Source organism: Tellurirhabdus bombi (assembly GCF_021484805.1).
Taxonomy (GTDB): Bacteria; Bacteroidota; Bacteroidia; order Cytophagales; family Spirosomataceae; genus Tellurirhabdus; species Tellurirhabdus bombi.
Map to the genome: position 1 here is coordinate 683,353 of NZ_CP090557.1, position 26,201 is coordinate 709,553.

15 protein-coding genes and 1 tRNA gene are annotated in these 26,201 nt (G+C 47.4%); 12 read left to right on the forward strand and 4 right to left on the reverse strand.

Translation table 11 applies throughout. The features are described from left to right. Nucleotides 1–15: 15 nt before the first annotated feature. Entirely contained in the window at nucleotides 16–2,976 is a 2,961-nt protein-coding gene (locus L0Y31_RS03095) for an FAD-binding and (Fe-S)-binding domain-containing protein (protein WP_234735673.1), read from the reverse strand. A 538-nt stretch (nucleotides 2,977–3,514) separates the two neighbouring features. Between L0Y31_RS03095 and L0Y31_RS03100 the strand changes: the two genes are divergently transcribed. From L0Y31_RS03100 to L0Y31_RS03130, 7 genes are all read left to right on the forward strand, one after another. Then, entirely contained in the window at nucleotides 3,515–6,610 is a 3,096-nt protein-coding gene (locus tag L0Y31_RS03100; RefSeq protein WP_234735674.1) for a SusC/RagA family TonB-linked outer membrane protein, read from the forward strand. A gap of 22 nt (nucleotides 6,611–6,632) precedes the next feature. Then, entirely contained in the window at nucleotides 6,633–8,126 is a 1,494-nt protein-coding gene (locus L0Y31_RS03105; protein WP_234735675.1) for a RagB/SusD family nutrient uptake outer membrane protein, read from the forward strand. Between the two features lie 70 nt (nucleotides 8,127–8,196). Then, entirely contained in the window at nucleotides 8,197–11,586 is a 3,390-nt protein-coding gene (locus tag L0Y31_RS03110) for a VCBS repeat-containing protein (protein ID WP_234735676.1), read from the forward strand. Between the two features lie 36 nt (nucleotides 11,587–11,622). After that, nucleotides 11,623–15,039: a VCBS repeat-containing protein gene (locus L0Y31_RS03115; protein WP_234735677.1), complete on the forward strand. Its 3,417-nt coding sequence runs from the start codon at nucleotides 11,623–11,625 to the stop codon at nucleotides 15,037–15,039. A gap of 115 nt (nucleotides 15,040–15,154) precedes the next feature. Beyond that, nucleotides 15,155–16,504 carry a vanadium-dependent haloperoxidase gene (locus tag L0Y31_RS03120; protein WP_234735678.1) on the forward strand — a complete coding sequence of 450 codons (1,350 nt, stop codon included), beginning with the start codon at nucleotides 15,155–15,157 and terminating at the stop codon, nucleotides 16,502–16,504. A gap of 85 nt (nucleotides 16,505–16,589) precedes the next feature. After that, the gene (locus L0Y31_RS03125; protein WP_234735679.1) at nucleotides 16,590–17,249 is read left to right on the forward strand and encodes an ABC transporter ATP-binding protein; all 660 of its coding nucleotides are present in this window, start codon (nucleotides 16,590–16,592) and stop codon (nucleotides 17,247–17,249) included. Nucleotides 17,250–17,436: 187 nt separating this feature from the next. Further along, nucleotides 17,437–18,321 (forward strand): hypothetical protein, encoded by an 885-nt coding sequence (locus tag L0Y31_RS03130; protein WP_234735680.1) that lies wholly within the window; start codon nucleotides 17,437–17,439, stop codon nucleotides 18,319–18,321. A gap of 9 nt (nucleotides 18,322–18,330) precedes the next feature. Here L0Y31_RS03130 and L0Y31_RS03135 read toward each other — a convergent pair whose 3' ends face one another. Continuing rightward, nucleotides 18,331–19,002 (reverse strand): TetR/AcrR family transcriptional regulator, encoded by a 672-nt coding sequence (locus L0Y31_RS03135; RefSeq protein ID WP_234735681.1) that lies wholly within the window; start codon nucleotides 19,000–19,002, stop codon nucleotides 18,331–18,333. A 509-nt stretch (nucleotides 19,003–19,511) separates the two neighbouring features. Between L0Y31_RS03135 and L0Y31_RS03140 the strand changes: the two genes are divergently transcribed. From L0Y31_RS03140 to L0Y31_RS03150, 3 genes are all read left to right on the forward strand, one after another. Then, nucleotides 19,512–20,693, forward strand: a complete 1,182-nt coding sequence (locus tag L0Y31_RS03140) for a hypothetical protein (protein ID WP_234735682.1) — start codon at nucleotides 19,512–19,514, stop codon at nucleotides 20,691–20,693. 175 nt (nucleotides 20,694–20,868) lie between these two features. Next, entirely contained in the window at nucleotides 20,869–21,105 is a 237-nt protein-coding gene (locus L0Y31_RS03145; RefSeq protein WP_234735683.1) for a hypothetical protein, read from the forward strand. A 77-nt stretch (nucleotides 21,106–21,182) separates the two neighbouring features. Then, complete coding sequence (locus tag L0Y31_RS03150) at nucleotides 21,183–21,641, forward strand: GNAT family N-acetyltransferase (RefSeq protein ID WP_234735684.1); 459 nt, start codon at nucleotides 21,183–21,185, stop codon at nucleotides 21,639–21,641. Nucleotides 21,642–21,718: 77 nt separating this feature from the next. Here L0Y31_RS03150 and L0Y31_RS03155 read toward each other — a convergent pair. Together L0Y31_RS03155 and fabD are read right to left on the reverse strand one after the other, a co-directional pair. Then, nucleotides 21,719–21,789: transfer RNA gene (locus L0Y31_RS03155), tRNA-Gln, on the reverse strand. Nucleotides 21,790–21,920: 131 nt separating this feature from the next. Next, nucleotides 21,921–22,817, reverse strand: coding sequence for an ACP S-malonyltransferase (fabD, locus tag L0Y31_RS03160; protein WP_234735685.1), 897 nt, complete (start codon nucleotides 22,815–22,817; stop codon nucleotides 21,921–21,923). A 605-nt stretch (nucleotides 22,818–23,422) separates the two neighbouring features. Between fabD and L0Y31_RS03165 the strand changes: the two genes are divergently transcribed. Both L0Y31_RS03165 and L0Y31_RS03170 read left to right on the forward strand, forming a co-directional pair. After that, nucleotides 23,423–24,157, forward strand: a complete 735-nt coding sequence (locus L0Y31_RS03165) for a succinate dehydrogenase cytochrome b subunit (protein ID WP_234735686.1) — start codon at nucleotides 23,423–23,425, stop codon at nucleotides 24,155–24,157. A 54-nt stretch (nucleotides 24,158–24,211) separates the two neighbouring features. Further along, entirely contained in the window at nucleotides 24,212–26,149 is a 1,938-nt protein-coding gene (locus L0Y31_RS03170; protein WP_234737104.1) for a fumarate reductase/succinate dehydrogenase flavoprotein subunit, read from the forward strand. Nucleotides 26,150–26,201: the final 52 nt, after the last annotated feature.

A 26,201-nucleotide genomic window follows, 5' to 3' on the forward strand; every position in this document is an offset into this window, starting at 1 on the left:
CATTAGCGGATGCGATTAGACGGACTTTATTGTTTGTTCTTGACTATGTGCTGTTTGCGGAACGCTTGCCAATGCCTCATACAGAATCTCAGCCGGGTGTTTTGCTTTTCGGCCTGTTCCGTCTTTAATCTGGTGGCGGCAACTTGTTCCTGGCGCAGCAATAATGACTTCTTCAGGCTGCTGGCGCACGGTAGGGAACAAAACCAATTCTCCAATTTTCATGGAGATATCGTAGTGTTCTGCTTCGTAGCCAAATGAACCCGCCATGCCGCAACAACCCGACGGGATTAAGTGCACGGTATAATTTTCGGGCAGGGAAAGCATTTTTTTCGACGGAACGAGCGACGACACGGCTTTTTGCTGGCAATGACCATGCAATTTGATCAAGCGCGTCTCTTTGGTAAAAGCATCTTTTGTAATGCGCTTAGCGTCAATTTCGCGAGCCAGAAACTCCTCAAACGTCAGGGCACTTTCGGCAATGCGTCGGGCATCCACCAGCAAGGATTCATCCACTAAATCTGGATACTCATCGCGAAACGTCAGAATGGCAGACGGCTCTATCCCAACGAGCGGTGTTTCAATGGTAATTAGCTCTTTTAAAGAACGAATATTTTTCTCCGCTATTTTCTTCGCCTGCCGCAATAATCCTTTTGATAAAGCAGCCCGCCCCGATTCGCCATGCTCGGGAATAACGATGTTGTAGCCTAATTTTTCCAGCAGCAGCACGGCTTTCTTACCTACTTCGACATCATTATAGTTGGTAAACTCGTCGCAGAAAAGATAGACCGTTTGCTTTGTCTTTTGGCTCGCTTTCGGCCGATTCTCGAACCACCGCTTCAGGGTCGTTTTGTGCAGCAGCGGCATGGTTCGCTCGGGGTGAAACCCAACAATTTTGTTGGCGATTTTCCGCAGAGCAGCCGTATCGAAAACGGTATTATAGGCCCAGGGCACCCAGGAGGCCACGCCCGACAAAGCCGAGAAATTGGCAATTAGCCGACTCCGAATGGGCGTTCCGTTGGCATCGTAATAATGCTGCAAGAACTCTGCCTTCATTTTCGCCATATCCACGTTTGACGGGCACTCAGACTTACAGCCTTTGCAGGACAGGCATAAGTCCATGACCTCTTTAATTTCCTCGTGGTCGAAGCGGTTCTCTTTCGGGGAACGGGTCAGCATTTCGCGCAGCATGTTGGCGCGCGCCCGCGTTGTGTCCTTTTCACTGCGAGTAGCCATGTAGCTGGGGCACATGGTGCCGCCCGAAAGCTCCGTTTTGCGACAATCGCCGGAGCCATTGCACTGCTCCGCGTGTTGCAGGATATCCTGATCATGAAAACGAAAAATCGTTTTAAATTCAGGCGTTTGCTGACCGGCTTCGTACCGCAAAAAGGTATCCATCGGAGGCGTATCCACAATCTTACCAGGGTTAAAAATTCCTTTCGGATCCCAGCTTTGTTTCAGGCTACGCATTAACTCATAATTCTTGGGGCCTACCATCTGCGGAATAAACTCGCCCCGCAAACGCCCGTCACCGTGTTCCCCGGACAAGGACCCATCAAATTTCTTCACCAAAGTAGCAATCTCTTCGGCAATAAGGCGATACTGCTGGTGCCCTTCTTTGGTCTTTAGGTTAATGATTGGCCGCAAGTGAATCTCCCCCGATCCGGCGTGGGCGTAGTGCACCGCCGACATATCGTTCTGCCCTAAAATGGTGTTAAACTCTCGAATAAAAGCGGGCAAATCGCGAACGTCTACCGCGGTATCTTCGATAACAGCAACGGCTTTTTCATCGCCGGGCAGGTTACTTAATAGCCCCAACCCCGCTTTCCGCAACGTCCAGACCTTTTTGGTATCCTCACCCCACAACACAGGGAAATGATAGCCTAAACCAGCTTCCCGCATTTCGGCTTCCATTGCCGCCGCGCGTTGTTCCACATCTTCGCGGGTATCGCTTCCTAAATCGACTACCAGAATCGCCCCTGGATCGCCCTGCACAAAGAACCTATTTTTGCGCTGCTCAATGTTATCTTTTGTACACTCCAGAATGTAATGATCGATCAACTCAACCGCCTGGGGTCTGTATTTCAGCGCAATTAGATTGGCTTGTAGGGACTCATCAACTGAATTAAAGTGCACGCAAACCAGCCCAGATATTTTGGGTGGCAACGGAGAAACGTGCAGTTTGATCTCCGTCAGGAAACAGAGCGTTCCCTCCGATCCGGCAATCAACTGGCACATGTTAAACGCAGGGCCAGCCTCGGTATACGGAGCGCAGTTTAACAGCATGTCGAGCGCGTAACCCGTGTTTCGCCGCTCAATCGACACTTTTGGAAAGTTTTTCCGAATTTCAGACTGGTTTGACGGATTGGCGAGAATTTCGTTGGTTACCCGATAAATGGCCCCTTCCAGCGAGTTTAGCCTGCTTTTGGCGCTGATTTCATTTGCTTGCAACGCTCCGAAAGTTGCCTCACTCCCATCGGCCAGCAAAGCCTTTACTTCCAGCACATGCTCCCGGGTAGAACCATAAACGATGGAGTTGGACCCACACGAATTATTGCCCACCATACCGCCAATCATGGCGCGGTTAGCCGTTGAGGTTTCTGGCCCGAAGTAGAGCCCGTATGGTTTCAAAAACAGATTCAATTCATCCCGAACCACTCCTGGCTGCACGCGCACCCAGCCTTCCTCGGCGTTGATTTCCAGGATTTTAGTAAAATGTTTGGATACATCCACTACAATTCCGGCGCCAACCACCTGGCCAGCCAACGAGGTTCCTGCCGTGCGGGGAATAAGCGATGTGCCGTTCTCCGAAGCAAAAGCAATGAGCTTTTTGAGATCATCATGCGTCTGCGGAATAACAACAGCGAGTGGCTTCTCGCGGTAGGCTGATGCGTCGGTAGCATACAGCGTCCGCATGGTTTGGTCCGTGAATAAATCACCTTCCAGTTGAGCGGCAAGGTTTTGTAGAGACTCCTGCATTTATCAAAATGTTACTATCGATCAACCCGATCAATTTAACAGAAAGTGTGACGAGATCAGTATTCCTTTTTCAAACCTTAAAATTAGCTATTTTTTAGCTCTTCCTCCTGCTTAAGCTGAAAAATCAATATCTAAAAAGTCCAAAAACATACTGCAAATCTTACGTCCTATAAGGCCTTACAAATGAATCAGATACCTATAATCACCCTGTTTTATCTAAACCCGATCCCAAAGCCAGCGGGAAGGTATCCGTAAGCTAGGTAATATACCTAAGTATTTACTTGGATTAAATTGGATTTAAATGTTACTAAAGTGTATTGTATTATACAATTTAATTATTGTAATTTGCTCTCTAAACTCGCCCTTTTATTCAATAAATTCATCAATATTCACCACTAAAAACATTTAAATGAATACAATAGTTACTTAGTCTTTTGCCCATTTAGGAAGTACATTCAATCATCTCGCGAGCTGTTCAAAGTTGATTGATTGAGCATCAAACCGCACTTCTTTCGTTCTCTTAACTCTAATTATACCTATGATGAATTTTTATTCCCGATCCGGTGGTCGCTATGCGCTGAGTCAGGCCGGGGCATTTAAGCCGACTCTTGGCCAAACTAAACTGTTTAAAATTTCTTTTTTGTCTTTGGTTTTTTTGCTCTGTGCAACTCTGAGCCAAGCCGTTTTCGCCCAGGAACGTACCGTTACAGGAACCGTTCTTTCGGGAGAAGATAAGTCGCCGCTTCCAGGCGTAACGGTTCAAATCAAAGGCTCTTCTCGTGGAACCAGCACAGATTCGGAGGGTAAGTATACTTTAGCCAATGTGCCTGACAACGCTACTTTTGTTTTCAGCTTTATCGGCCTTCAGAATCAGGAAGTAGCCGTTGGAAACCGGTCGGTGGTTGACGTTCAGCTTACTTCAGACACTAAATCCTTGGAGGAAGTCGTCGTTGTTGGTTACGGAACGGCCAGACGGAAAGACGTAACAGGATCGGTGGTGCAGGTTTCGTCGAAAGACTTTAACCCAGGTATCAACCCCAATCCTCTACAGGCCATTCAGGGGAAGGTTGCCGGTTTGACCATTACGCAACCATCTGGTGATCCCAACCAGACGCCAACCGTTCGTCTGCGGGGTTATACGTCGCTGGCTGGTGGTAGCGATCCTTTGTACGTTGTAGATAACATCATCGGTGTTCCCATCAATACCATCTCTCCAGAGGATATTGAAACAATGGACGTTTTGAAAGATGCATCCGCTGCGGCCATCTATGGTTCACGGGCGGCAAACGGCGTTATCATCGTTACGACGAAGCGCGGAAAATCGGGTCGCACAACGGTCACCTTCAACAACTATGTAGGTTTGGAAACCATTTCCAACAAACTTGATCTGCTCGATGGTCCTGGTTACCGCGCTGAAGTTAGCCGCGTTAAAGGAAATGCCTCGCTAAGTGATCAGCAACGTTTCCCAACGGGCGACTTCAACACAGACTGGTTGGGCGAAATCACTCGTTCGGCAATTAGCAACAACCACGATTTAGCTATTTCAGGTGGTTCTCCGGCGTTTAGCTACCGGGGTTCATTGAACTACATCAACCGGCCAGGTATTATTAAAAATACGGGCTTTAACCGGCTGACAGGTCGGATTAACTTGGACCAGAAGGCGCTTGATAACCGCTTAAACATCCAGTATAACCTGGCCATGACGAATACCAATTCTCAGTTGTCAGACTGGGGAATCATCGGCCGGGCCGTTACGTTCCTACCTACCTTGCCAATTCGGAACGCCGATGGCAACTATTATGAAGTAGGTGGAAGCTTTGACCTCTTCAACCCGGTAGCCATGCTGGAAAACCAGAAGTTTGACGAGAACAAGCGGGTGATCATTGGCGGGGCTAATTTGCGGTATGAAGTTCTGGATGGTTTGACGCTCGGCGCCAATGGTGCGTACCGCAGCGAAAATACGATTCAAAGCCGTTTCTTCAACGGAGCCATTAAAGCTTATGCTGGTACAAACGGGGAAGCGTCTCGTCGTTTGTATACGACAACAGATAAATTGTTGGAGATAACGGCCAATTACACGCGTGGCTTTGGTGAAAACAACAGCAATTTCTCGGCTTTGGCTGGTTATTCGTACCAGGACGTAACCAACGATGGTTTCGGTGCGGTAAACACCCAGTTCATTACCAACGAAGTAGGGTACAACAACCTGGGCTTGGGAGCCGGTACGCTCGTGACACCGCGCGACAACTACGCAAGCTCTTACCGGAACCAAACAAAACTGGCTTCGTTCTTTGGCCGGGCAACGGTTAACCTGAACGACAAGTACAACGTTACGGCTACGCTTCGTCGCGATGGTAGTTCTAAATTCGGTGCCAACAACAAATGGGCGCTTTTCCCATCCGTTGCGGTTGGCTGGACACTCACAAACGAAGATTTTTTCCCCAAAGGAAATGGTCTGAACTACTTGAAACTGCGGGCTAGCTGGGGACAAACCGGTAACTCAGAAGGCATCGGGCCTTACCGTTCCCTGCAACTTTATGGCAAACGCAACACCTATTATGATGGTGGGGTGAACGACTTTTTACCGGGTTATGGTATCACGCAGAACGCCAACCCAAACCTGCGTTGGGAAATTGTTGAAACCGGTAACGTTGCTCTTGACTTCCAACTACTTGGTGGCCGCTTCTCTGGTTCACTGGAAGCCTACAATAAGTTGACGAAAGACATGTTGTATAACTACAGCGTTCCTGCCGACGGGGTTACGTACTTCACCGACCGCCTGTTGGCCAACGTAGGTAAGATGCGGAACCGGGGTATAGAAATTTCCTTCGGAGGTGATGTTATCTCAAAAGGTAAGTTTAACTGGAACTCCCGCATCGTTGGTTCATTCAACCGCAATACCGTCGTTTCGCTGTCAAGCGAAGATCTGGAAGCGGGTCTGGTACGCTTCAGTGCTTTTGGTGGCCGTGGTTTGTCAAACGTGTTCTCTGCGATTCTTCAGGAAGGCCGTCCTCTGGGTGAGTTCAACAATGTGCCTCATTTCGTTGGTTTCAGCGAGGCTGGCAAAATGCTGCTCGAAGCCCAGAACGGTGATGTTGATACAACAAGTAACTTCTCTCTGGCCCGGGTTGGCTTTAACGCCGGTAACCCACAGCCATTCATGACGGCTTCGTTTATCAACACATTCCGGTATGGCAACTTTGACCTGAACTTCCAGCTACGTGGCGTTTTTGGTAACAGCATTCTGAACAACCTGCGGTCGAACCTGATGATTCCAGGATCTATTCTTGAAACTAACATGTTAAGAGACATCAGCCAGATTCCAGCTAACTTTAGCACAAACCAGTTGTCTGACTTCTGGATTGAAAACGCTTCTTTTGTGCGGCTGGACAACTGGCAAGTGGGTTATAACCTGAAAGTTACGAGCAAATACATTACCAATGCGCGTGTTTATGCCGGGGGAAATAACCTGTTCATTATAACTAAATACAAAGGAGTTGACCCAGAGTTGGAAGTCAAAGGTGATTTGGGTGATGGCGGTTTTGGCCAGGCTCCAAACCCACTCGGACTCGACGCAGGCGGTATCTATCCAAAAACCCGCTCGTTCCAACTTGGCGTCAATCTGACTTTCTAACACTCATTAACAGTATATCAACATGAAGCTTATATTTCGTTCAAATATAAAAGTAGTTCTTGGCTGTACGGCCTTCCTGCTGGCGAGCCAAGCCTGTACAGACCTGAGCGAGAATGTTTACGACGTTATTCCAACGGATGCTTTCGGAAGTACACCCGCCCAGCAGGCGGCGCTGATTGGTCCACTTTACTCGACAGTAGGCGATTATTTCGACCGCCTCATCTCGACCAGCGAAGTAACAACCGACGCCATCACGGTTCCGACCCGCGGTGGTGACTGGAAAGACGGTGACGAGTGGCGCCGGATGGACCAGCACACGTGGGACCCTACCCAGGATAATGGCCGTTTCAACGGTATCTGGAACTGGTGTTACAACTCAATTACGTCGATTAACCAGCAGCTAAACACGATTACCGAACCTAGCACGGTTGCCGAATTACGGGCGCTACGGGCGTTCTACCATTATATCGCGATGGATCATTTCGGCAATGTTATTATTGCCGAAAAAACGGGTTCAGGAAGTCCTGATCAGAAGTCACGGGCTGAAGTATTTGCCTGGGTTGAAAAAGAACTTCTGGAAGTCTATCCCAATCTTAGCGGTGTAGCAGGTGGTATCTATTACGGGCGCTTCAATAAGTACGTAGCCAATATGATTCTGGCGAAAATGTACCTGAACGCTCAAGTTTATACCGGTACGCCCCAGTGGCAGAAAGCAGTTGATAATCTAAACGTCATTATCAACTCTGGCTCATTTGCACTGTCAGCGGACTTCCTCAGCAACTTCTCGGCCCAGAACCAGAATTCGCGCGAAACCATTCTGGCGGCTCCGTTTGACAGATCGAAGCGGGGTGGTATGAACATCCACATGCGGACGCTGCATTACAAAATGCAGTTGACCTACAACCTGCCCAACGCACCCTGGAATGGCTATTGTACGCTGGCTGAATTCTACAATTCATTCAGCAACAACGATAACCGGAAAAAAATGTGGCTCGTAGGCCAACAGTACGATGCGGCTGGCAAGCCATTGGATGACGATGGTGTTCCACTGGCTTTCACGCCTGAAATTCCAGCTTATGAAATGCCTGCTGGTCCAACGGCTCGTCTAGCCGGTGTTCGGAGTCAGAAATACGAGATTCAGAAAAACCTGCCAAGCAATGACATGGATAACGACTTTGTTATCTATCGTTTGGGGGATGCTTACCTGATGCGGGGCGAAGCCAATTTCCGCCTGGGTAAATCCGCCGAAGCACTGGCCGATTTCAACGTGATTCGTACCCGCGCGGGTATTCCGGCGTATACGGCGGCTACGCTGAATCTAAACGAAATCCTAGCCGAACGTGGTCGCGAGCTAGCTTGGGAAGGCCACCGTCGTCAGGATATGGTTCGTTTCGGACAGTATACCAAAGCATGGCAGTTCAAGGCTGTTTCGCCCGAAACGCGCAACCTGTTCCCGATTCCGAAAGATCAGATTGCCTTGAATCCAAAATTGAAGCAAAACCCTGGTTATAATTAAGCATGACTTAAAGAAGCCCGGCAAGCTTGCCGGGCTTCTTCATTTTAGAGCTATCAATGCGTTTGCCGTAATGCGATACTTTCCTTTCCTCCTTTTGCTTCTTGTGTCGGCAGGCTGTCAATACCTGCGATCCGGCTCAGATGAACAGCTTTTTGAGAAGTTGTCAGCCGACGAAACGCACCTCAACTTCACCAACCAGGTTACCGACGACAAAGACTTTAATATTTTCAACTATCGTAACTTCTACAATGGTGGCGGTGTAGCCATTGGCGACATCAATCAGGATGGGCTTTCGGATGTGTTTCTGATTGCCAATATGGGGGAAAACAAATTGTACCTCAACAAAGGAAACCTTCAGTTTGAAGATGTTACGGACAAAGCCGGTGTAGCCGGAAAACGCGCCTGGAGTACGGGAGCCACCTTTGCCGATATCAATGGCGATGGGCGCTTGGATTTATACGTCTGTAATTCGGGAATCCGTCCTGGCGACGACCGGGCTAATGAATTGTATATCAACACCGGAAACGACGCCAACGGAAATCCTATCTTTACTGAAAAAGGCCAAGTCGCCGGGCTGGACGACCGGGGCTTTTCTACGCACGCCGCCTTTTTTGATTACGACCGGGATGGCGACCTCGACATGTATTTGCTCAACAACAGCTTTGCGCCGGTAGGTCGGCTGGGATATGCCAATCTTCGCGCCCAGCGGGATTCTTTGGGGGGGCATAAACTTTTTCGGAACGATGGGGCCAGTGGACCCGAACTTCGTTTTACCGACGTCAGCGAACAGGCCGGTATTTACGGTAGCTTGATTGGCTTTGGTCTAGGTATTACCATTGGCGATGTAAATAACGACAACTGGCCAGACATTTACATCTCTAATGATTTTTACGAACGTGACTACTTATACATTAACAACCAGAACGGTAGCTTTACCGAAAACATCAAGGAGTCGATGAACCACCTCAGTCTCCAATCGATGGGGGCTGACATTGCCGACATTAATAATGATGGACTCCTGGATATTTTCGTCACGGATATGCTGCCCGGAAATGACCAGCGCCTGAAGCAAACGGGGTCTTTTGAAAGCTACGACCTACAACAAATCAAGTTGTCCCGCGATTTTCATTACCAATATATCCAGAACATGCTCCATCTGAATAACGGAAACGGTACGTTCAGCGAGATTGCGCGTTTCGCCGGTGTGCACGCAACCGACTGGAGCTGGGGCGCCTTAATTTTCGACATGGACAACGATGGGCAAAAAGACATTTTTGTTGCCAACGGCGTAGCTAAAGACATTACAGATCAGGACTTTGTCAACTTTCTGGCCGACCGCGAGAACATGGCACAGATCGCCCGCCAAGGCGCGTTCAATTTCAAAGACTTTCTCGACAAAGCCCCCTCCCAACCGGTTCCCAACTACGCCTTTCGCAATGACGGCAACCTGACCTTTACCAACAAAGCCGCTAAATGGGGGCTCGCCGATCCCGGCTTTTCGAATGGAGCCGCCTACGGTGATTTGGACAACGATGGTGATTTTGAGCTAATTGTGAATAACGTCAATGCACCTGTATCGGTGTATAAAAATTTAGCACAGGAAAAAAAGAAGAGCCATTACCTGAAAATCAAACTCGTTGGCGAGGGAAAAAACCGCAATGCCATCGGCGCCAAGGTATATGTCTACCAACCTGGCCGCACCCAGTTAGTTCAGCAAATGCCCAACCGGGGCTTTCAATCATCGGTTGACCTGGATCTTTTGGTCGGTCTGGGAACTGAAGAGCGCATTGATTCACTAACGGTGATCTGGCCAAATGACAAGAAGCAAACCCTTCTCCAGCCTAAAATTGACCAGCTGACGACCCTTCGTCAAACGGATGCCCGGCAGACGTGGCAGCCTACTCTTCTGAAACCGGAGCCTATTTTTGAAGAATCCACCAAGTTGTCTGGCCTGACCTACACCCATCAGGAAAGTCATTTTGTGGATTACAACCGCGATCCGCTCTTAAAGCAAATGCTCTCGACCAGTGGTCCGGCGATGGCAACGGGCGATGTAAACGGTGATGGTCTGGAAGATGTTTTTTTTGGTGGGGCTAGCGGGCATTCTTCGCGCGTTTTCGTCCAGCAGGCTAACGGGCGTTTTGTGGATCGCACGTCGCCGGCTATTCGGCAGGATACCACCTCCGAAGCGGTGGACGCCGAGCTTTTCGATGCGGATGGAGATGGCGATCTTGATTTGTATGTCGTCACGGGCAGTAATGAGTTTGAAGCCGAAGCGGATGCATTGCTTGACCGGTTTTATTTGAACGATGGCAAAGGCAATTTTACCCGCGATGAGCGGTTGCCCAGCCTGAAAGCCAGCGGCTCCTGCGTGGCTGCTTCTGATTTTGACGGTGATGGGGATATTGATTTGTTTGTCGGCTCTCGTCTGATTCCCGGGAAGTATGGCTATAATCCGCCTAGCTATTTGCTTATCAACGACGGAACTGGAAATTTTAAGAACTATACCAAACGCTATTTGCCCGAAGCCGATCAGCTGGGTATGATTACCGACGCCATCTGGGCCGATTTAAATGGCGATCGTTTTCCTGAATTGCTTGTCGCGGGTGACTGGATGCCCATTATGGTTTTCGAAAACAAGCGCGGCAAGCTCAGTAAAAATCCAGATATGACCATCGTCGGCAAGAATGGAGAAGCCATGCAATCGAACGGCTGGTGGAACTGCCTCCGCGCTGCCGATATCGACGGTGATGGCGATACAGACTTGATAGCGGGCAATCTGGGGTTAAATTCCCGCATTAAAGCAACTCAAAAAATACCCGCCGAGCTTTACACGAGCGATTTTGACCAGAACGGTACGACCGAGCAAATTATTAATTGCGCCGACGAAACGGGTGAGCTATTCCCGATGGTACTGAAAGCGGATCTGCAAAAAGAGATTCCTTCGATTAAGAAAAAGTACATCAAGTTCAGTGAGTATGCCGGGAAGAAGATCGACCAGCTTTTCGATGAAAAAGCCATTAAAGAGGCGGTTGTCCAGCGAGCGTATACCAGCGAATCCGTAATTTTACTCAACAATGGAAAAGGTCGCCTCACTTACCAGGCGCTTCCGCAAGAGGTGCAGTTTTCGCCGATTTGCGGCATTGAAGTAACGGATATAAACAACGACAAAAAAGCGGATCTGATTCTAGCCGGAAACTTCTTTGATGTTCTCCCGGAGCTGGGGCGCTACGATGCCAACTACGGCCTGGTTTTGCTCGGCAAAGGAAAAGACGCCTCTGGAAAGCTAGCCTTTGAGACGCTTAAAAATAACGATTCAGGCTTTTTTGTACGGGGTCAGGTGCGCCGCCTCAAAAGGTTGAAACAGGGCCAGTTTCTACTAGCCAAAAATAACGATCAGGCTCAGGTATTTACAATCCGTCCAACCACAAGTCGGACAATTGCCTCGGCTCGTAAATAACCATTGACTCACATCAATGATAATGCCTACCAACTTATGCTAAATCGAATTACGTTATTTATAACTGCCGGAATCGTAGCGCTGAGCGGTTGTAAACAGTTCACCTCTTCTAACGAAAAGCCTCTTTTTCAGGCGCTTGATTCAACTAAAACAGGCATTGGCTTTGTCAATCAGGTCAGAAATACCGAGAAGCTTAACATCCTGGATTACCTTTATTTTTACAACGGTGCTGGCGTCGCGGCGGGTGATATCAACAATGATGGCCTAACGGACTTGTATTTCGTTTCCAATCAGGGCAAAAACAAACTGTATCTGAACAAAGGGAAGACAGAAAATGCTCCTTTTCAGTTTGAAGACATTACCGAAAAAGCGGGGGTGGCCGGTTTCTCGGACTGGCAAACCGGGGTGACAATGGCCGATGTAAACGGCGATGGCTGGCTGGATATTTATGTCTGCGCCGTGGGTAACTTCAAAGATTTGGAAGGCGCAAACGAGTTATACATCAACAACCAGGACGGCACCTTTACGGAGCAGGCGGCGGCCTACGGACTCGATTTCACGGGCTTTTCAACCCAGGCTGCCTTTTTCGATTATGACCATGATGGCGATTTGGATGTATACCTGCTTAACCATGCTGTGCATACGTCTCGTAGCTACGACCGCGTTTCGGCCCGACACCTGCGTCACAATGAGTCAGGCGATTTTTTGTTTGAAAATCAATTAATTACTCCTACTCAAAAAAGCCCTTCTACGAAACCTGTTAAGTTTAAAGACGTTAGCGTCAAGGCGGGCATTTTTGGCGCGGCAATGGGTTATGGATTAGGAATTTCGGTAGCTGACCTCAACAACGACGGTTGGGAAGATATTTACATCTCGAATGACTTTCACGAAGACGATTATTATTACGTCAATAACGGCAACGGCACCTTCACCGAGAGCATCCGTAAAGCGTTCGCGCACGTCAGCCGCTTTTCGATGGGCAACGACGTCGCTGATATTAACAATGATGGTTATCAGGACATTATGACGCTGGATATGTATCCAGAAGATGAAACCGTTGAAAAATCGTCCTTAGGAGAAGATCCGCTGGACATTTACCAGTATAAGCTGGCTTTTGGCTACATGAATCAATACAGCCGGAACTGCCTGCAAGTGAATATGTCGGGGCGCAAATTCATGGATATTGGCGCGATGGCAGGCGTAGCGGCCACCGACTGGAGCTGGGCACCGCTGCTGGCCGATTATGACAATGACGGGATCAAGGATTTGTTCGTTAGCAACGGCATCGTTCACCGCCCTAATAACCTAGATTACGTCAAATTTGCGTCGGATGACTCCCTGCGCTATGCCCTGGAAACGTCTAGCTCGCTCGACGACCGGGCCATTAAATTGATGCCCGAAGGTAAAGTGCATAATTATCTCTATCGCGGTACGGATAGCTCCCGATTCGTGGATAAATCGATTGCCTGGGGCTTTGAAACACCTACTTTTTCCAACGGAGCGGTTTACGCGGATTTAGACAATGACGGCGATCTGGATCTGATTACCAACAACATTGATGATCCGGCAGGCATATACCAAAACAATGCGGAGCAGCTTTTCCCCAACAATAAATACCTGAAAATCAAACTTAACGGCGAAGAAGCAAACCGTTTTGGTGTGGGTGCTAAAGTCATTCTTAAAACGAAAAAGGGTCTCCAGCTTCAACAGTTGATGCCTACGCGTGGCTTCGAATCATCGGTAGAGCCGGTGCTAACTTTCGGGTTGGGAGAACAGCCTATCATTGACTCGCTTATTGTGATCTGGCCCAATCAACGCATGGAAATTCGAACCGGGGTCAAAACCTCCCAGACGCTCACCCTGAAACAAACCGATGCAACCCGGGATGCGCGCGGCTTTTCATTCACCCCGCCAACTGCGCCGCCTCTTTTCGTTGATTCAGGCGACAGTACTTTATTCCCTTACAAACACCACGAAAATAAAGATTATTATGATTTTGTCCGTGAATCGCTGATGCCGTTTCAGGTATCTCAGGAAGGGCCAAAGTTGGCTGTCGGGGACGTAAACGGAGATGGTTTAGAGGATATTTACGCCGCTGGTGCTAAATGGCAGCCGGGGAGTTTGCTGTTGCAGCAGGGTAGTGGCCGTTTTGTTCCTTCGGTGCAGCCTGTGTTCCGGGCAGACTCTGTTTATGAGGACGTTGACGCCGTTTTCTTTGACGCTGATGGAGATAAAGACCTTGACCTTTACGTAGTCTCGGGAGGTAATGAATTTTTTGAGAAAATGCCTGAGCAGTTTGATCGCTTATACCTCAACGACGGTAAAGGAAACTTCACCCGATCAAATGGTTTGCCGCCCATGTATGACAACAAAAGCTGCGTGCGTCCGGTAGATTTTGACGGTGATGGCGACCTGGATTTATTTGTGGGCGGACGCGTTGTGGCTTTTGCATACGGAAAAAGTCCTAATTCCTACCTGCTGATCAACGATGGAAAAGGCCGTTTTACGGATAAAACAGACCAGCTAGCGCCCCAACTTCGGAAAACGGGAATGGTCACGGATGCCATCTGGATGGATTACGACAACGACAAGGACCTTGATCTGGTTGTGGCTGGCGATTGGATGCCGATCCGAATTTTTGCCAATCAAAAGGGCAAACTAGAGGCCGTTGCGGACATTACAGACAAAAAACAGCCTTTAACGGGCCTCTGGCAGTGCATGGTCGCCGCCGATTTTGATCAGGATGGAGATTTGGATTTGGTAGCTGGCAATTTAGGCACGAATACCAAATTTTATAAAGCACCGGGTGCCAAACTTAAAATGTGGGTAAAAGACTTCGATAACAACCAATCGACCGAGCAGCTTTTAGCCTACCAGCGGGATGGAAAATGGTATTCCGTGGCGTTCAAGGATGAATTGGGTAAACAAATGCCGAGCATCATTAACAAACGGTTTACCAATTACGAATCTTTTGCGGGCAAACCCATTGATGAACTTTTTGAGAGCAGCGAACTGCGGGATGCCGAGGTATTTGAAGTAGATCAGTTTGCCTCGGTTTATCTGGAAAATCAGGGCGGTAAGTTTGTCGTTCGGGAATTACCCTTCCTCGCCCAAGTCTCCAAATTGTTTGCGCTTCACGTTGATGATGTTGACGGCGATGGCGATCTGGACGTGCTTGGTGGTGGCAACTTCTACGGCGTTAGCACCTATCAGGGGCGTTATGATGCCTCTTATGGTCTAGTTATGCAAAATAATGGCCGGCAAAAACTCGCTGGTAATCAGTTTACGGCACTTTCACCATTAACCAGCGGCTTTTTACTGGATGGCGAAATCCGCGATATCAAATCAATAAAAACGGCCAACGGACCCTTGTGGCTAATAGGCCGGAACAATGCAGGCATGCAGGTTTTACGAAAAGCTTCGTCTGCCACCCTTGCCTATAAAGCTAAATAACTATCGAAACCAAAGCCGTCGGAACCAACCAATTCTTAATTAAGCTACAATGGTATGCTTTTTTTGAGGTAAATTTGCAGTTCTCTTAGTGCCACCAACTTAACTAGCCGATACGATGAAGTCAATGCTGTGGCTGCTTGTTGCAGCCAGCTTATGGTCCATATCAGGTTGCCAACCAAACGCAAAGCCCGAGGAATACAATGCTAAAGCAGCCAATCCGGAATTATACCACCGTTGTGTAAAACAGCTAACGGATGTGATAATCCACGATATTTTTTCACCCCCCGTCGCCAGTCGCATCTATAGTTATGCCAACCTGGCGGGATACGAAGCAATGATTCCCGGCATGGCGGGCTATGAATCGCTGGCGGGCAAAGTGAAGCGATTTACCGCGTCACCCAAGCCCGAGGCAGGTCAGGAATATTGCTTTCCTTTAGCCAGTACAAGTGCCTTCTTAACCGTTAGTCGAACATTAACCTTTTCGGGTGACATGTTTGACGAATACGAGAAGACATTTTATGAGGAGTATAAGCAAATGGGGGTCCCCGAAGAGGTGATGGAACGCTCTAAAGCTTATGGGGAGTCTGTTGCCAAGCACATATTGGATTTTGCCAGTAAAGATTCCTACAAACAAACGCGCGGTTTCAAATACACGGTGACCAATAAAGAAGGTACGTGGGTGCCGACGCCTCCCTCTTACATGGATGCTGCAGAACCACAATGGATGAAAATTCGGTGTTGGGTCATGGACACCTGCTCTCAGTTTATGCCGCCGCCACCAATACCCTATAACGTTGTTAAAAACAGCAAATTTTTCAAACAGACGGAAGAGGTTTACACCATTGGCAATACCATGACACCGGAGCAAAAGCACATTGCCTATTTTTGGGATGACAATGCTTTTGTCATGAATGTAGCGGGTCACGTATCTTATGCATCCAAAAAAATGACTCCGGGCGGTCACTGGCTACATATAGCTGCCACGATTGCCCGCATGAAAAAAGCCGATTTTGCGCATAGCGTAGAGGCTTATACGCTCACTTCTTTTGCACTGTCGGATGGATTTATCAGCTGCTGGGATGAGAAATACCGCTCGAACCGAATTCGTCCAGAAACAGTCATCAATAAATACATTGACCCTAAATGGCAACCGTTTTTACAGACACCCGCCTTTCCAGAATATACCAGCGGACATAGTGTTGTTTCTGCCGCCGCCGCCGAAACCTTAACGGCTTTGTTTGGTGATAATGTGGCCTTTGTTGATTCAACCGAACATCCTTATGGTCACGGTGTCCGTTCGTTTACGTCTTTTCGGCAAGCAGCCCTAGAGGCGTCGTACAGCCGTTTATACGGAGGTATCCACTTCCGCGATGCCCTGGAAATTGGTAACCAACAGGGGCGGCAAGTAGGACAACTGGTTATCCAGCGCCTCAAAAGTAAACCGGAGGCCGTAGCCAAAAATTAAGACGTATCTTTCGACAAGAGCCACTGAAGTTGCCATTCGTCACTACTTCAGTGGCTTTTTGCTTTTTTGCGCTTTTCTTTGCTTTATGCTGACCATCAGACAATTCCGTAAAGCATACAATGACCAGCCCATTCTGATAATCCCGGAATTGAATTTTACTCCTGGACTGCACTGGCTTAAAGGGCAGAATGGCTCTGGCAAAACAACACTTTTCAGAAGTATAGCCGGTTTGCTGCCCCACGAAGGGGAAATGATTCTGAATACGCAGTATAATAGTCGGAAAAATCCAGTTGAGTACCGTTTGCGCGTAAATTATAGCGAAGCGGAGCCATTATATCCAGAATTTTTAACGGCCTGGGAGCTCATCCGCTGGGTTGGGAAAACCAAACGCGCACCTGCGGGACAAATGGAAAATTTAATTCAGGTCTTTGGTATTCAGTCTTTCCTCCTAAATCCTGTTGGTACTTATTCCAGTGGGATGCTAAAAAAAACATCCCTTATACTAGCTTTTTTAGGTCAGCCCCAACTTATACTCCTTGATGAGCCGTTTGTTACTCTTGATGAGGCTACTGTCCAGAGAGTTATCAACCTTATTCGGGCTGAACGTGAAAAAGGAACCAGCTTTCTACTGTCAACTCACCAGGATGTTAATTTTTCCGGTTTAATCGTTGATTCTATCTGGCACATACAGCATCAAACCATAAGCCCACTGCTTAATGAACAGCCTACAGACCGTTCTAAATAAGACTGTTGCTCGCGAATTTTATCGCCAGAATAGTGGTCTTTTTTTGGTCATACTGATTATTGCAGGAGGCTGTCTAAGCTCAAACGAACATTACGCGCTAGCAACCTACGCTGTTCATGATTCTCTTGTCTTAGGAATTTACTGCATCATTTGGCTTAGTTACACCTTATATACCACACGGTTTGCAATGCGCCTGTTCCAGACTCATGATTTTCTCCTTTTGATTCGTCTGGTTCCTCAGCCAATGCGCTGGGCTAACTTGTATAGCCTATCCGTTCAATTACTGTTACCTGTTTTTGCTTATGCAGGCTTTACTTTCTGGGTTGGAAGTAAGTACCAGGCAACAGCCTCACAAATCGTGGTAAGTGGCGTTACGTTGCTCCTGAGCCTTCTGCCTCCTCTAGCTATTGAATATCGACTCCGGCACCCGCATCCAGTTACTCATTCAAGCCGCTTTGCTTCCTGGCTTCGGCAACGGTTAAGCACGCCTTATTCGCTGTTTTTTATACGTCATCTGCTTCACCAGGAAGCAGTTTCGTTGTTTCTGACGAAACTTGGCACGCTGGCTTTAATTGCAGGAACAATTGCCCTCTACCCTACCGATGATTACGATCTAAGGCTCTTTTCGTTAGCAATGCTCGTGGTAGCTGCCTTCCACGCCGGTTTAGTTTATCGACTTTACCGCTTCGAAGCAGAAAAGCTATTGATTATACGCAATCTTCCCATTTCAACGAAAAAGCGACTCAGCCTATACGCGACTATTTTTGGTCTGCTTTTAACGCCTGAACTTATCCTGCTGATGCGGAATCACCCAATAGACGTTTCCTTTTTTGCTATTTTAGGAACCTGGGCTTTCGGGCATTCGCTCATACTGGGGCTGTATACTCTCCTGCTTCCGCGCCACCGATCAGCTGAACAATTTATGTCGTTGGTTTTTGTAATGGTTATTCTCTATTTTTTTCTGATTATGTATCGCTTACCGGTTTATATGCTAAGCGTAAGTTCCTGGGCGGCAGCCGGTATTCTTTTCAAACGATTTTTTACTAACTCCGCTTGGGAAGTGAGTAAGTAAGTAGTAGTTCTACCAATACCCTATCATGGTATTTGCCGCTGGCTGGTCCTCCATGGCGCCGCTTCCCGATTCCATCATTGTTCGATTCAGGGAGGTATATATAAGCTTTACCGCTTCTTCAACGCGTTCCCAGCCGCTTTCTGTCGATAAATCAATACCAAGCATTGTGTGATCTTTTTTAGACAGTAAAGTCATGTAGGACATTCCGCCAAGTATAATGGCAGAAATGGCGCGGGCATCAACATCTTTCACAAAGGCAAGCTGATCGACTAAACGGCTCATTTCTTCGTCTTGTGCCCGACTCACGACGTCAGCCATTGGCTCGTTATCAATAACGCTTGCTTTTAGTACTTCGTAAGCCGTAGGAAAATGGCGGAATAATCGAAAAGAATGCAGTACCTGTTTGTACCAGACTTTAGCTAAATCTTTTTCATGATCTGGTTTTAGATACTCAAGAGTCGCTTCATTATACAATGGGAAAAGCCGACCCATTTTGATATAATGTACAAGCAAACCATCTAAACCGCCAAAATAGCGATAAATCAGTACCTTACTAACCCCTGCCTTTTCTGCAATCCGGTTTACACCAACTCCGGCGATTCCTTTTTCGGCAATAACTTCTTCCAAAGCATCAATGATGCGTTGCGAGGTCTGGTTGCGGTTTCTTTTCATTTTTTCCATAGCCTATAAATTGTAAGTACATGAGGGCAATTATGAAGTCAACAGCTGCAAACTTATTATGCTTGCTATTTATTAGTCGGACGCATAGGGTTGTAAAAAGTCACGTAACAGTTACTTGATTTTTTTCTAACTACTTACTTTTCTCAACAATAAATTTGAATAATCCTCGAATTTGCCCCTATACGCCGCTTTTCAAGAATTTCAACCCAGTGACCTCGTGAGTTTATTTTATTCAGGTTATAACTATCTTCTAACAAAACAAAATGCGCCTACAGTGCATCTAAAAAAAGCTAAGTCAGATAAATAGTTATATTAAAAATATAAATAGTCTAAAAATGGGCCAGTTAATAAATTGAGGCTATTTTGCAGTAGCTATTATGCAAGTAAGATGCTTATATTAACCCATGGTTCGCTGGAGAGGCTACGCCTTGCCCAAATAAGTCTTTAGTAAAAACCGTTTCTTTTCGCAGTTCTAAGTCTCTGTTCATCTATTTAACCCATTATTCTCCATGAGAAAGCTAATACTCACTGGTGCTACTTTTTTATTGATGGCAACTGCCTATGCCCAAACCAATACGGCAACCCTAAGCCAAACTGGAGAAGGCAATACTGCTAACCTTTTTCAGGAAGGGGAGGCTCAGTTGGTAACAGTTGCGCAGGACGGAACCTCCAACGAAGCCACCACTTCGCAGATCAGCACATTTGCTCAGGAAATTTTTCTAAGCCAGACTGGCACAAGCAACCAGGCTTTTGTCTACCAGGAAGAAGGAGCCGGTCCAAACAATTACGTTCAAATCTTTCAGAATGGTAGTGGCAACTACGCTGCTGTTGATCAGTCTGACTTGTATACGTTTTATGCAGAAGCGTATATCAACCAAACGGGAGAAAACCATACGGCTACCATTGACCAACTTTTTGCAGTAGGAAGTGTGGCTGGCATAGAACAGACAGGGACGGGAGTAGGAAATTACGCCGAGATAGTTCAGACGGAATATAGCTTGCTTGACCGTGCTGAAATCAGACAGGCTGGCCAACGCCAGGAAGCAGGTATTCTCCAGTATGGTAATATTTATGAGGAAGGTGAGAACGAAGCGTATATCAACCAAACCAGTAATTTCACTCAGGAAGCAGCTATCCTGCAATTTGGGGATTATAACATCGGGGAAATCTATCAGGAAGAGGACGCTGGTCCGGGTAACTTTGCTTTGATTGATCAATACGGGGCCGTCAACTATGCTTATATTGATCAGTCTGACGCTTTAACGATTGCTTCTACAGCATCTATTATACAAACAGGTTTATACAACGAGGCTGCCATTGAGCAATTTGGATCTGTGTTAGGCAGTGCATCCATTGAACAAACGGGTAGTGAAAACATAGCCTACATCGGGCAGGGAGCAGATCCCCTATCCATCTTTACGGAAGGCCTTGGGAATACAGCAACCGTTACGCAAGATGGCGATCTCAACCTGGCAGGAGTTTACCAATTCGGCGATGATAATACGGCTACTCTGACTCAAACAGGAGACGGTAACGTGATTGGCAACCTTACGTCATCAGACTTTGCTCTTCAGCAGGGTACATTGAATGAGTTAACCGTATCCCAAACTGGTACTGGTCTTCTGGTACAGGTACAACAGGTTGGGGAGGGTAATAGTGCAGTTATTACGCAATCATCACTGCTGCCCTAACCCGGTTTACTTCTTCAAATAAAAGGGCCAGAAACAAGTCAGTTTCTGGCCCTTTTATTTGAAGAGAATTTCAAAAAAATAGTGGATAATTACGTGAAAAATACGCCTATTTCGTGCTAAAAGCGCTTCTTTTTTTGTTATTTTATTAGAACGTAAACAACAACTTTAAGCACAGATGGAGTTAGCTAAATTACCCCAGTTACCGCTTCATACAAGCCAGCAGAAAGGGACTCGTACCACGCGTCGCAAAAGCAATGGAGCCGCTACAGCCGCGCTGCTTATCCAGATGGCAAGCGAAATTCTAACTGCTTCCCCAACGCTCCGAAAGAAGATCAACATTACACTGACCGATTTGGCCGCTGCGGATAAAGTGCGGAAGGAGTTAGCTAAAAAATCGCATTTGTTGATTTAATAATTTTCTAAAAAGCTTCACTGTTGTTAGTGAAGCTTTTTATTTATCGTACAAATTATAACTATTTAACGTATAAGGTGATATACTCGATATCAAAGGCACAGCCAGACGAGGCGCTGCCTCAGCACCTTCTGTTATTAGCAGACGAAAATCCCGACCTTATCGCAGTTTATTTACCGCACAGTGAAAGCTTCCTTCTAAAAGTTGATAACCAGATTCTGGGAGTTTGTTTGATTCAGCAGAAAGAGCAAATTGGCGAAATCATGAATATCGCTATCGAACCCGCTTTTCAGGGCCAGGGACTAGGCAAAGCCTTGTTACAGCACGTGATTGGGTTTGCCAGAGAGCAGGGCTTGCAGCGTCTCCTGATAAAGACGGGAAATTCAGGCATTGGCCAGATTGCTCTCTACCAGCAACAAGGCTTTGATCTGGTAGCCGTAAACTACAATTATTTTTTAGAGGCTTATCCCCAACCAATCTGGGAAAACGGTATTCGATGCAAACACCAGCTTGTCTTTGAGATAGCGTTTTCCTGATGGATTTGCTAGAGAAGTATGACAAAACACAAAACCCGCTAACTCATTTAGAGTCAGCGGGTTTCAACCGAAGGTTGTTGCCGGAGAAGGATTCGAACCCTCACAAACAGAACCAAAATCTGTCGTCCTACCTTTAGACGATCCGGCATTGCGAGTGCAAATATAGCCGGTTTTAGAATGAAAAAGCAAGCCTGTAGTCAAAAAAAGCTGAATATTATTTTCTAAAAAAACAGAACTTGCTGATTCTTAACGCTATCTTCTTCGCAAATTTTTATTCTTTTAGGCGCTAGCTACCTCCACGGAGGGGGCAATCTTTTTTACAAGCCCCTGCAATACTTTACCCGGACCACTTTCGATGAACTGAGTAGCGCCATCGGCAGTCATCGCCTCAACCAGTTGCGTCCAGCGAACGGGCGCGGTCAACTGCGCAATCAGATTGGCTTTGATCACCTCTACATCCGTCGACGGCTTTGCATTCACATTTTGATAAATTGGGCAGGCTGGGGTGTTAAAGGCTGTCGATTCGATCGCCTGTGCCAGTTCCTCGCGGGCCGGCTCCATCAGCGGCGAGTGAAAGGCCCCACCGACCTGCAAAGGCAATACGCGCTTCGCTCCCGCTTCTTTCAATTTTTCGCCCGCAACCCGCACGCCTTCCAGTGAACCAGAAATAACGACCTGTCCGGGACAGTTAAAATTGGCCGCAACCACCGTCTCTCCAGACAAAGCGGGGTCAGCCCCTACTTCAGCGCAGATTCGCTCAATAGTTGCATCGTCCAGATTAATGACAGCTGCCATTGTTGAAGGCTGCATTTCACAGGCTTTTTGCATGGCCGCCGCCCGCTTGGCAACCAATCTCAACCCGTCCTCGAAAGAGAGCGCTCCCGAAGCGACCAGCGCCGAAAACTCCCCGAGTGAATGCCCGGCTACCATATCTGGAGCAAAATCATCAAGTGTCAACGCCCGCACAACTGAGTGCAGAAAAACGGCGGGCTGGGTGACAGCGGTTTGCTTAAGCTCTTCGTCTGTACCCTCAAACATTATTTTTGTAATTTCAAAACCGAGAATTTCATTCGCCTTATCGAACATCTCCTTTGCTTTTGGCGATTGTTGGTATAAGTCTAGGCCCATCCCTCTGGCTTGCGCGCCTTGTCCGGGAAATACATATGCTTTTTTCATAGAATCAATTTTTAGCAAAAGTAGAAAGCTTCTTGCTTTTAATCCAAAAAACGCGCTCTTAGATCGGCCTGGCCCCCAACAACGGGAGGCGCCCCCAAAAAAGTGCTAGCGATTACGCGCGACAAAATCATAGAGCTGGTCAGGTAGAAAAAATAAAACGGGCCAGGTAGTGCCTAATTTCCGGGCAATTTCCAGAACCGCATCCGACTTAAGGAACGCTTGTCCACGCTAAATCAGAATCGCACTATCAATTTGCAGGTTTGTCAGATCGAAAATAGCTTTTATGATCTCAACTAATGATGAACTTGGCCGCTCCGTTGCACGAATGGCAAACGCCATCGAAAAGTATTACTACCTGGCCTCACACAGGCAGTTTATCTTAAAAAAATCCTATTATTATTCGCTTCCAAAAGGAACGAAGCGCTTGTTCCAGTGGTTACTTAATTAGCTATTAAGAAGTAATTATTTGTTAACTGTACCCGTTCCAAATAAGCACAAAATCTTACACATATATTGCTTACGAATGCTTTGTGCTGTAGTTTTGGCGGCTATGAATTGTTACTTTTAATCGTGTCTTAATTAATAAATTTTTCTGAGTTTACCATATGTCTTGGGTAATACAAACACTTACCAGCACCCTTGGCCGTAAAGTAGTTATGGCATTGACGGGACTGTTTCTGTGTAGCTTCCTAGTAGTTCACGTTATTGGGAACTTGCAACTCTTTAAAGCAGATCAAGGACAAGCGTTTAATGAGTACAGTTACTTCATGACGCACAATCCGCTGATCAAGACGGTTTCGTACCTTTTGTACGCCTCGATCCTGCTTCATGCTTTAATGGGCTTACTGTTAACGCGTTACAACCAGGCTTCACGTCCTGTCAAGTATGCCTACCAGCGTCCGGAAGCGAACAGTCCCTGGACATCACGCAACATGGGGATTCTAGGAACGATCCTGTTTATTTTCATTGTCATCCACATGCGCACTTTCTGGTACACCATGCACTTTGGACCTGTTGCGTTGGCTGGCGAGCAGATTGCTCCTGGTACCATTCCAAATGTGACCTATGATGGTGAGCCGATTAAGGACCTGTATGCGGTTGTCGTGTTTGCGTTCTCGGAATGGTGGTACGTGGCTTTGTATGTGTTGTCGATGGCAGCTTTGTCATTTCACCTCATCCACGGCTTCAAAAGTGGTTTCCAGTCACTGGGTATTCGCCACAAAAAATACACGCCGCTCATTGAATGGATTGGAACTGCTGTGTTCGCCATTGTGATTCCTGCGTTATTTGCGGCTATGCCGGTTTATATATTTCTGAAAGTACAGGGTTATATCGGGTAAGATCCTTAACCGTCACTGTCTATGATTTCTACAACAAGCGGACCAGAAACCAGCATTAAACTGGATTCAAAAACTCCGGAAGGCCCACTCGCTGAGAAATGGGCTCGTCATAAATTCAACGTAAAACTGGTTAATCCAGCGAATAAGCGTAAATACGAAGTAATTGTGGTAGGAACGGGCCTTGCCGGTGCCGCCGCCGCTGCCTCATTGGCTGAGCTTGGTTATTCCGTGAAGGCGTTTTGCTTTCAGGATAGTCCACGTCGGGCGCACTCGATTGCCGCCCAGGGGGGAATCAACGCAGCCAAAAACTATCAAAACGACGGAGACAGTGTTTTCCGTTTGTTTTACGATACCATCAAAGGAGGTGACTACCGCGCTCGTGAAGCCAACGTTCACCGGCTGGCCGAAGTAAGCGTGAGCATCATCGACCAGTGCGTAGCGCAAGGAGTTCCTTTCGCCCGTGAATACGGCGGATTGTTATCTAACCGCTCATTTGGAGGTTCGCAGGTTTCCCGGACGTTCTACGCCCGTGGCCAGACTGGACAGCAGTTACTGCTGGGGGCTTATTCCGCCCTAAGCCGTCAGGTAGCAAACGGCAAGGTAAAGCTTTATCCACGTACCGAGATGCTTGATCTGGTGGTCGAAGGTGGCAAGGCACGGGGTATTATCACCCGTAACCTGGTTACTGGAAAAATCGAATCCCATTCAGCACATGCCGTTCTGTTGTGTTCAGGAGGTTATGGTAACGTCTTCTACCTGTCCACCAATGCCATGAACTCCAATGCTACGGCAGCGTGGCGGGCTTACAAAAAAGGAGCCTTGTTTGGCAACCCTTGTTTTACGCAGATTCACCCAACGTGTATTCCCGTAAAAGGCGATTACCAGTCCAAGCTGACGCTGATGTCTGAATCCCTGCGGAATGATGGTCGGGTATGGGTTCCTAAAACGAAAGAAATGGCCGAGCAAGTCCGGAAGGGCCAGCTTAAAGCCAACGATATCAAAGAAGAAGATCGGGATTACTTCCTGGAGCGTCGTTACCCATCATTTGGTAACCTGGTTCCGCGCGACGTAGCATCCCGCAACGCAAAATACGTCTGCGATGAAGGTCGTGGGGTAGCCTCAACGGGGCTGGCCGTTTACCTTGATTTCGCAGAAGCCATTAAACGCGATGGTAAAAAAGTCATTGAAGCGAAGTACGGTAACCTGTTCGAGATGTATGAAAAAATCACGGACGATAACCCATACGAAACGCCGATGATGATTTACCCGGCGGTTCACTACACGATGGGTGGCCTTTGGGTTGATTATAACCTGATGACAACCATTCCAGGTCTGTATGCACTGGGTGAAGCCAACTTCTCCGATCACGGTGCTAACCGCTTAGGGGCATCGGCATTGATGCAGGGTCTGGCGGATGGTTATTTCGTTATTCCTTATACCATTGGGGATTATCTGGCAACTATTGGTCCGGCGGACAAAATTCCGGCGGACAGCCCAGCCTTCAAGGAGGCAGAAAAGGCAGTAACTGATCAGATCAAGCAACTGCTTGCCATCAAAGGAACGCGTCCGGTTGATGATTTTCACCGCCAGTTAGGCCACATCATGTGGGAATATTGCGGTATGTCCCGGAATGCAGAAGGTCTGAAAAAGGCTAAGAAATTGATTCAGGATCTGAAAGCTGAATTCTGGAAGAATGTACGCGTTCTGGGCGATCATGAAGACATGAATCAATCATTGGAGCAAGCCTGTCGAGTAGCCGACTTCATCGAACTGGGCGAACTGATGGTGGACGATGCTCTGAACCGGAACGAATCCTGTGGTGGTCACTTCCGCGAAGAGTTCTCAACGGAAGAAGGCGAAGCCAAACGGGATGACGCCAATTATACCTACGTAGCGGCTTGGGAATACAAAGGTCCTAACCAGCAAGCGGCCCTGCATAAAGAAAACCTGGAGTTTGAAAATGTGAAGCTGACCCAGCGGAGTTATAAATAAGTTTCGAGTTTAGGCGTTTCGGACTATAAATCACAGCTGTCTGGTTTAGAAC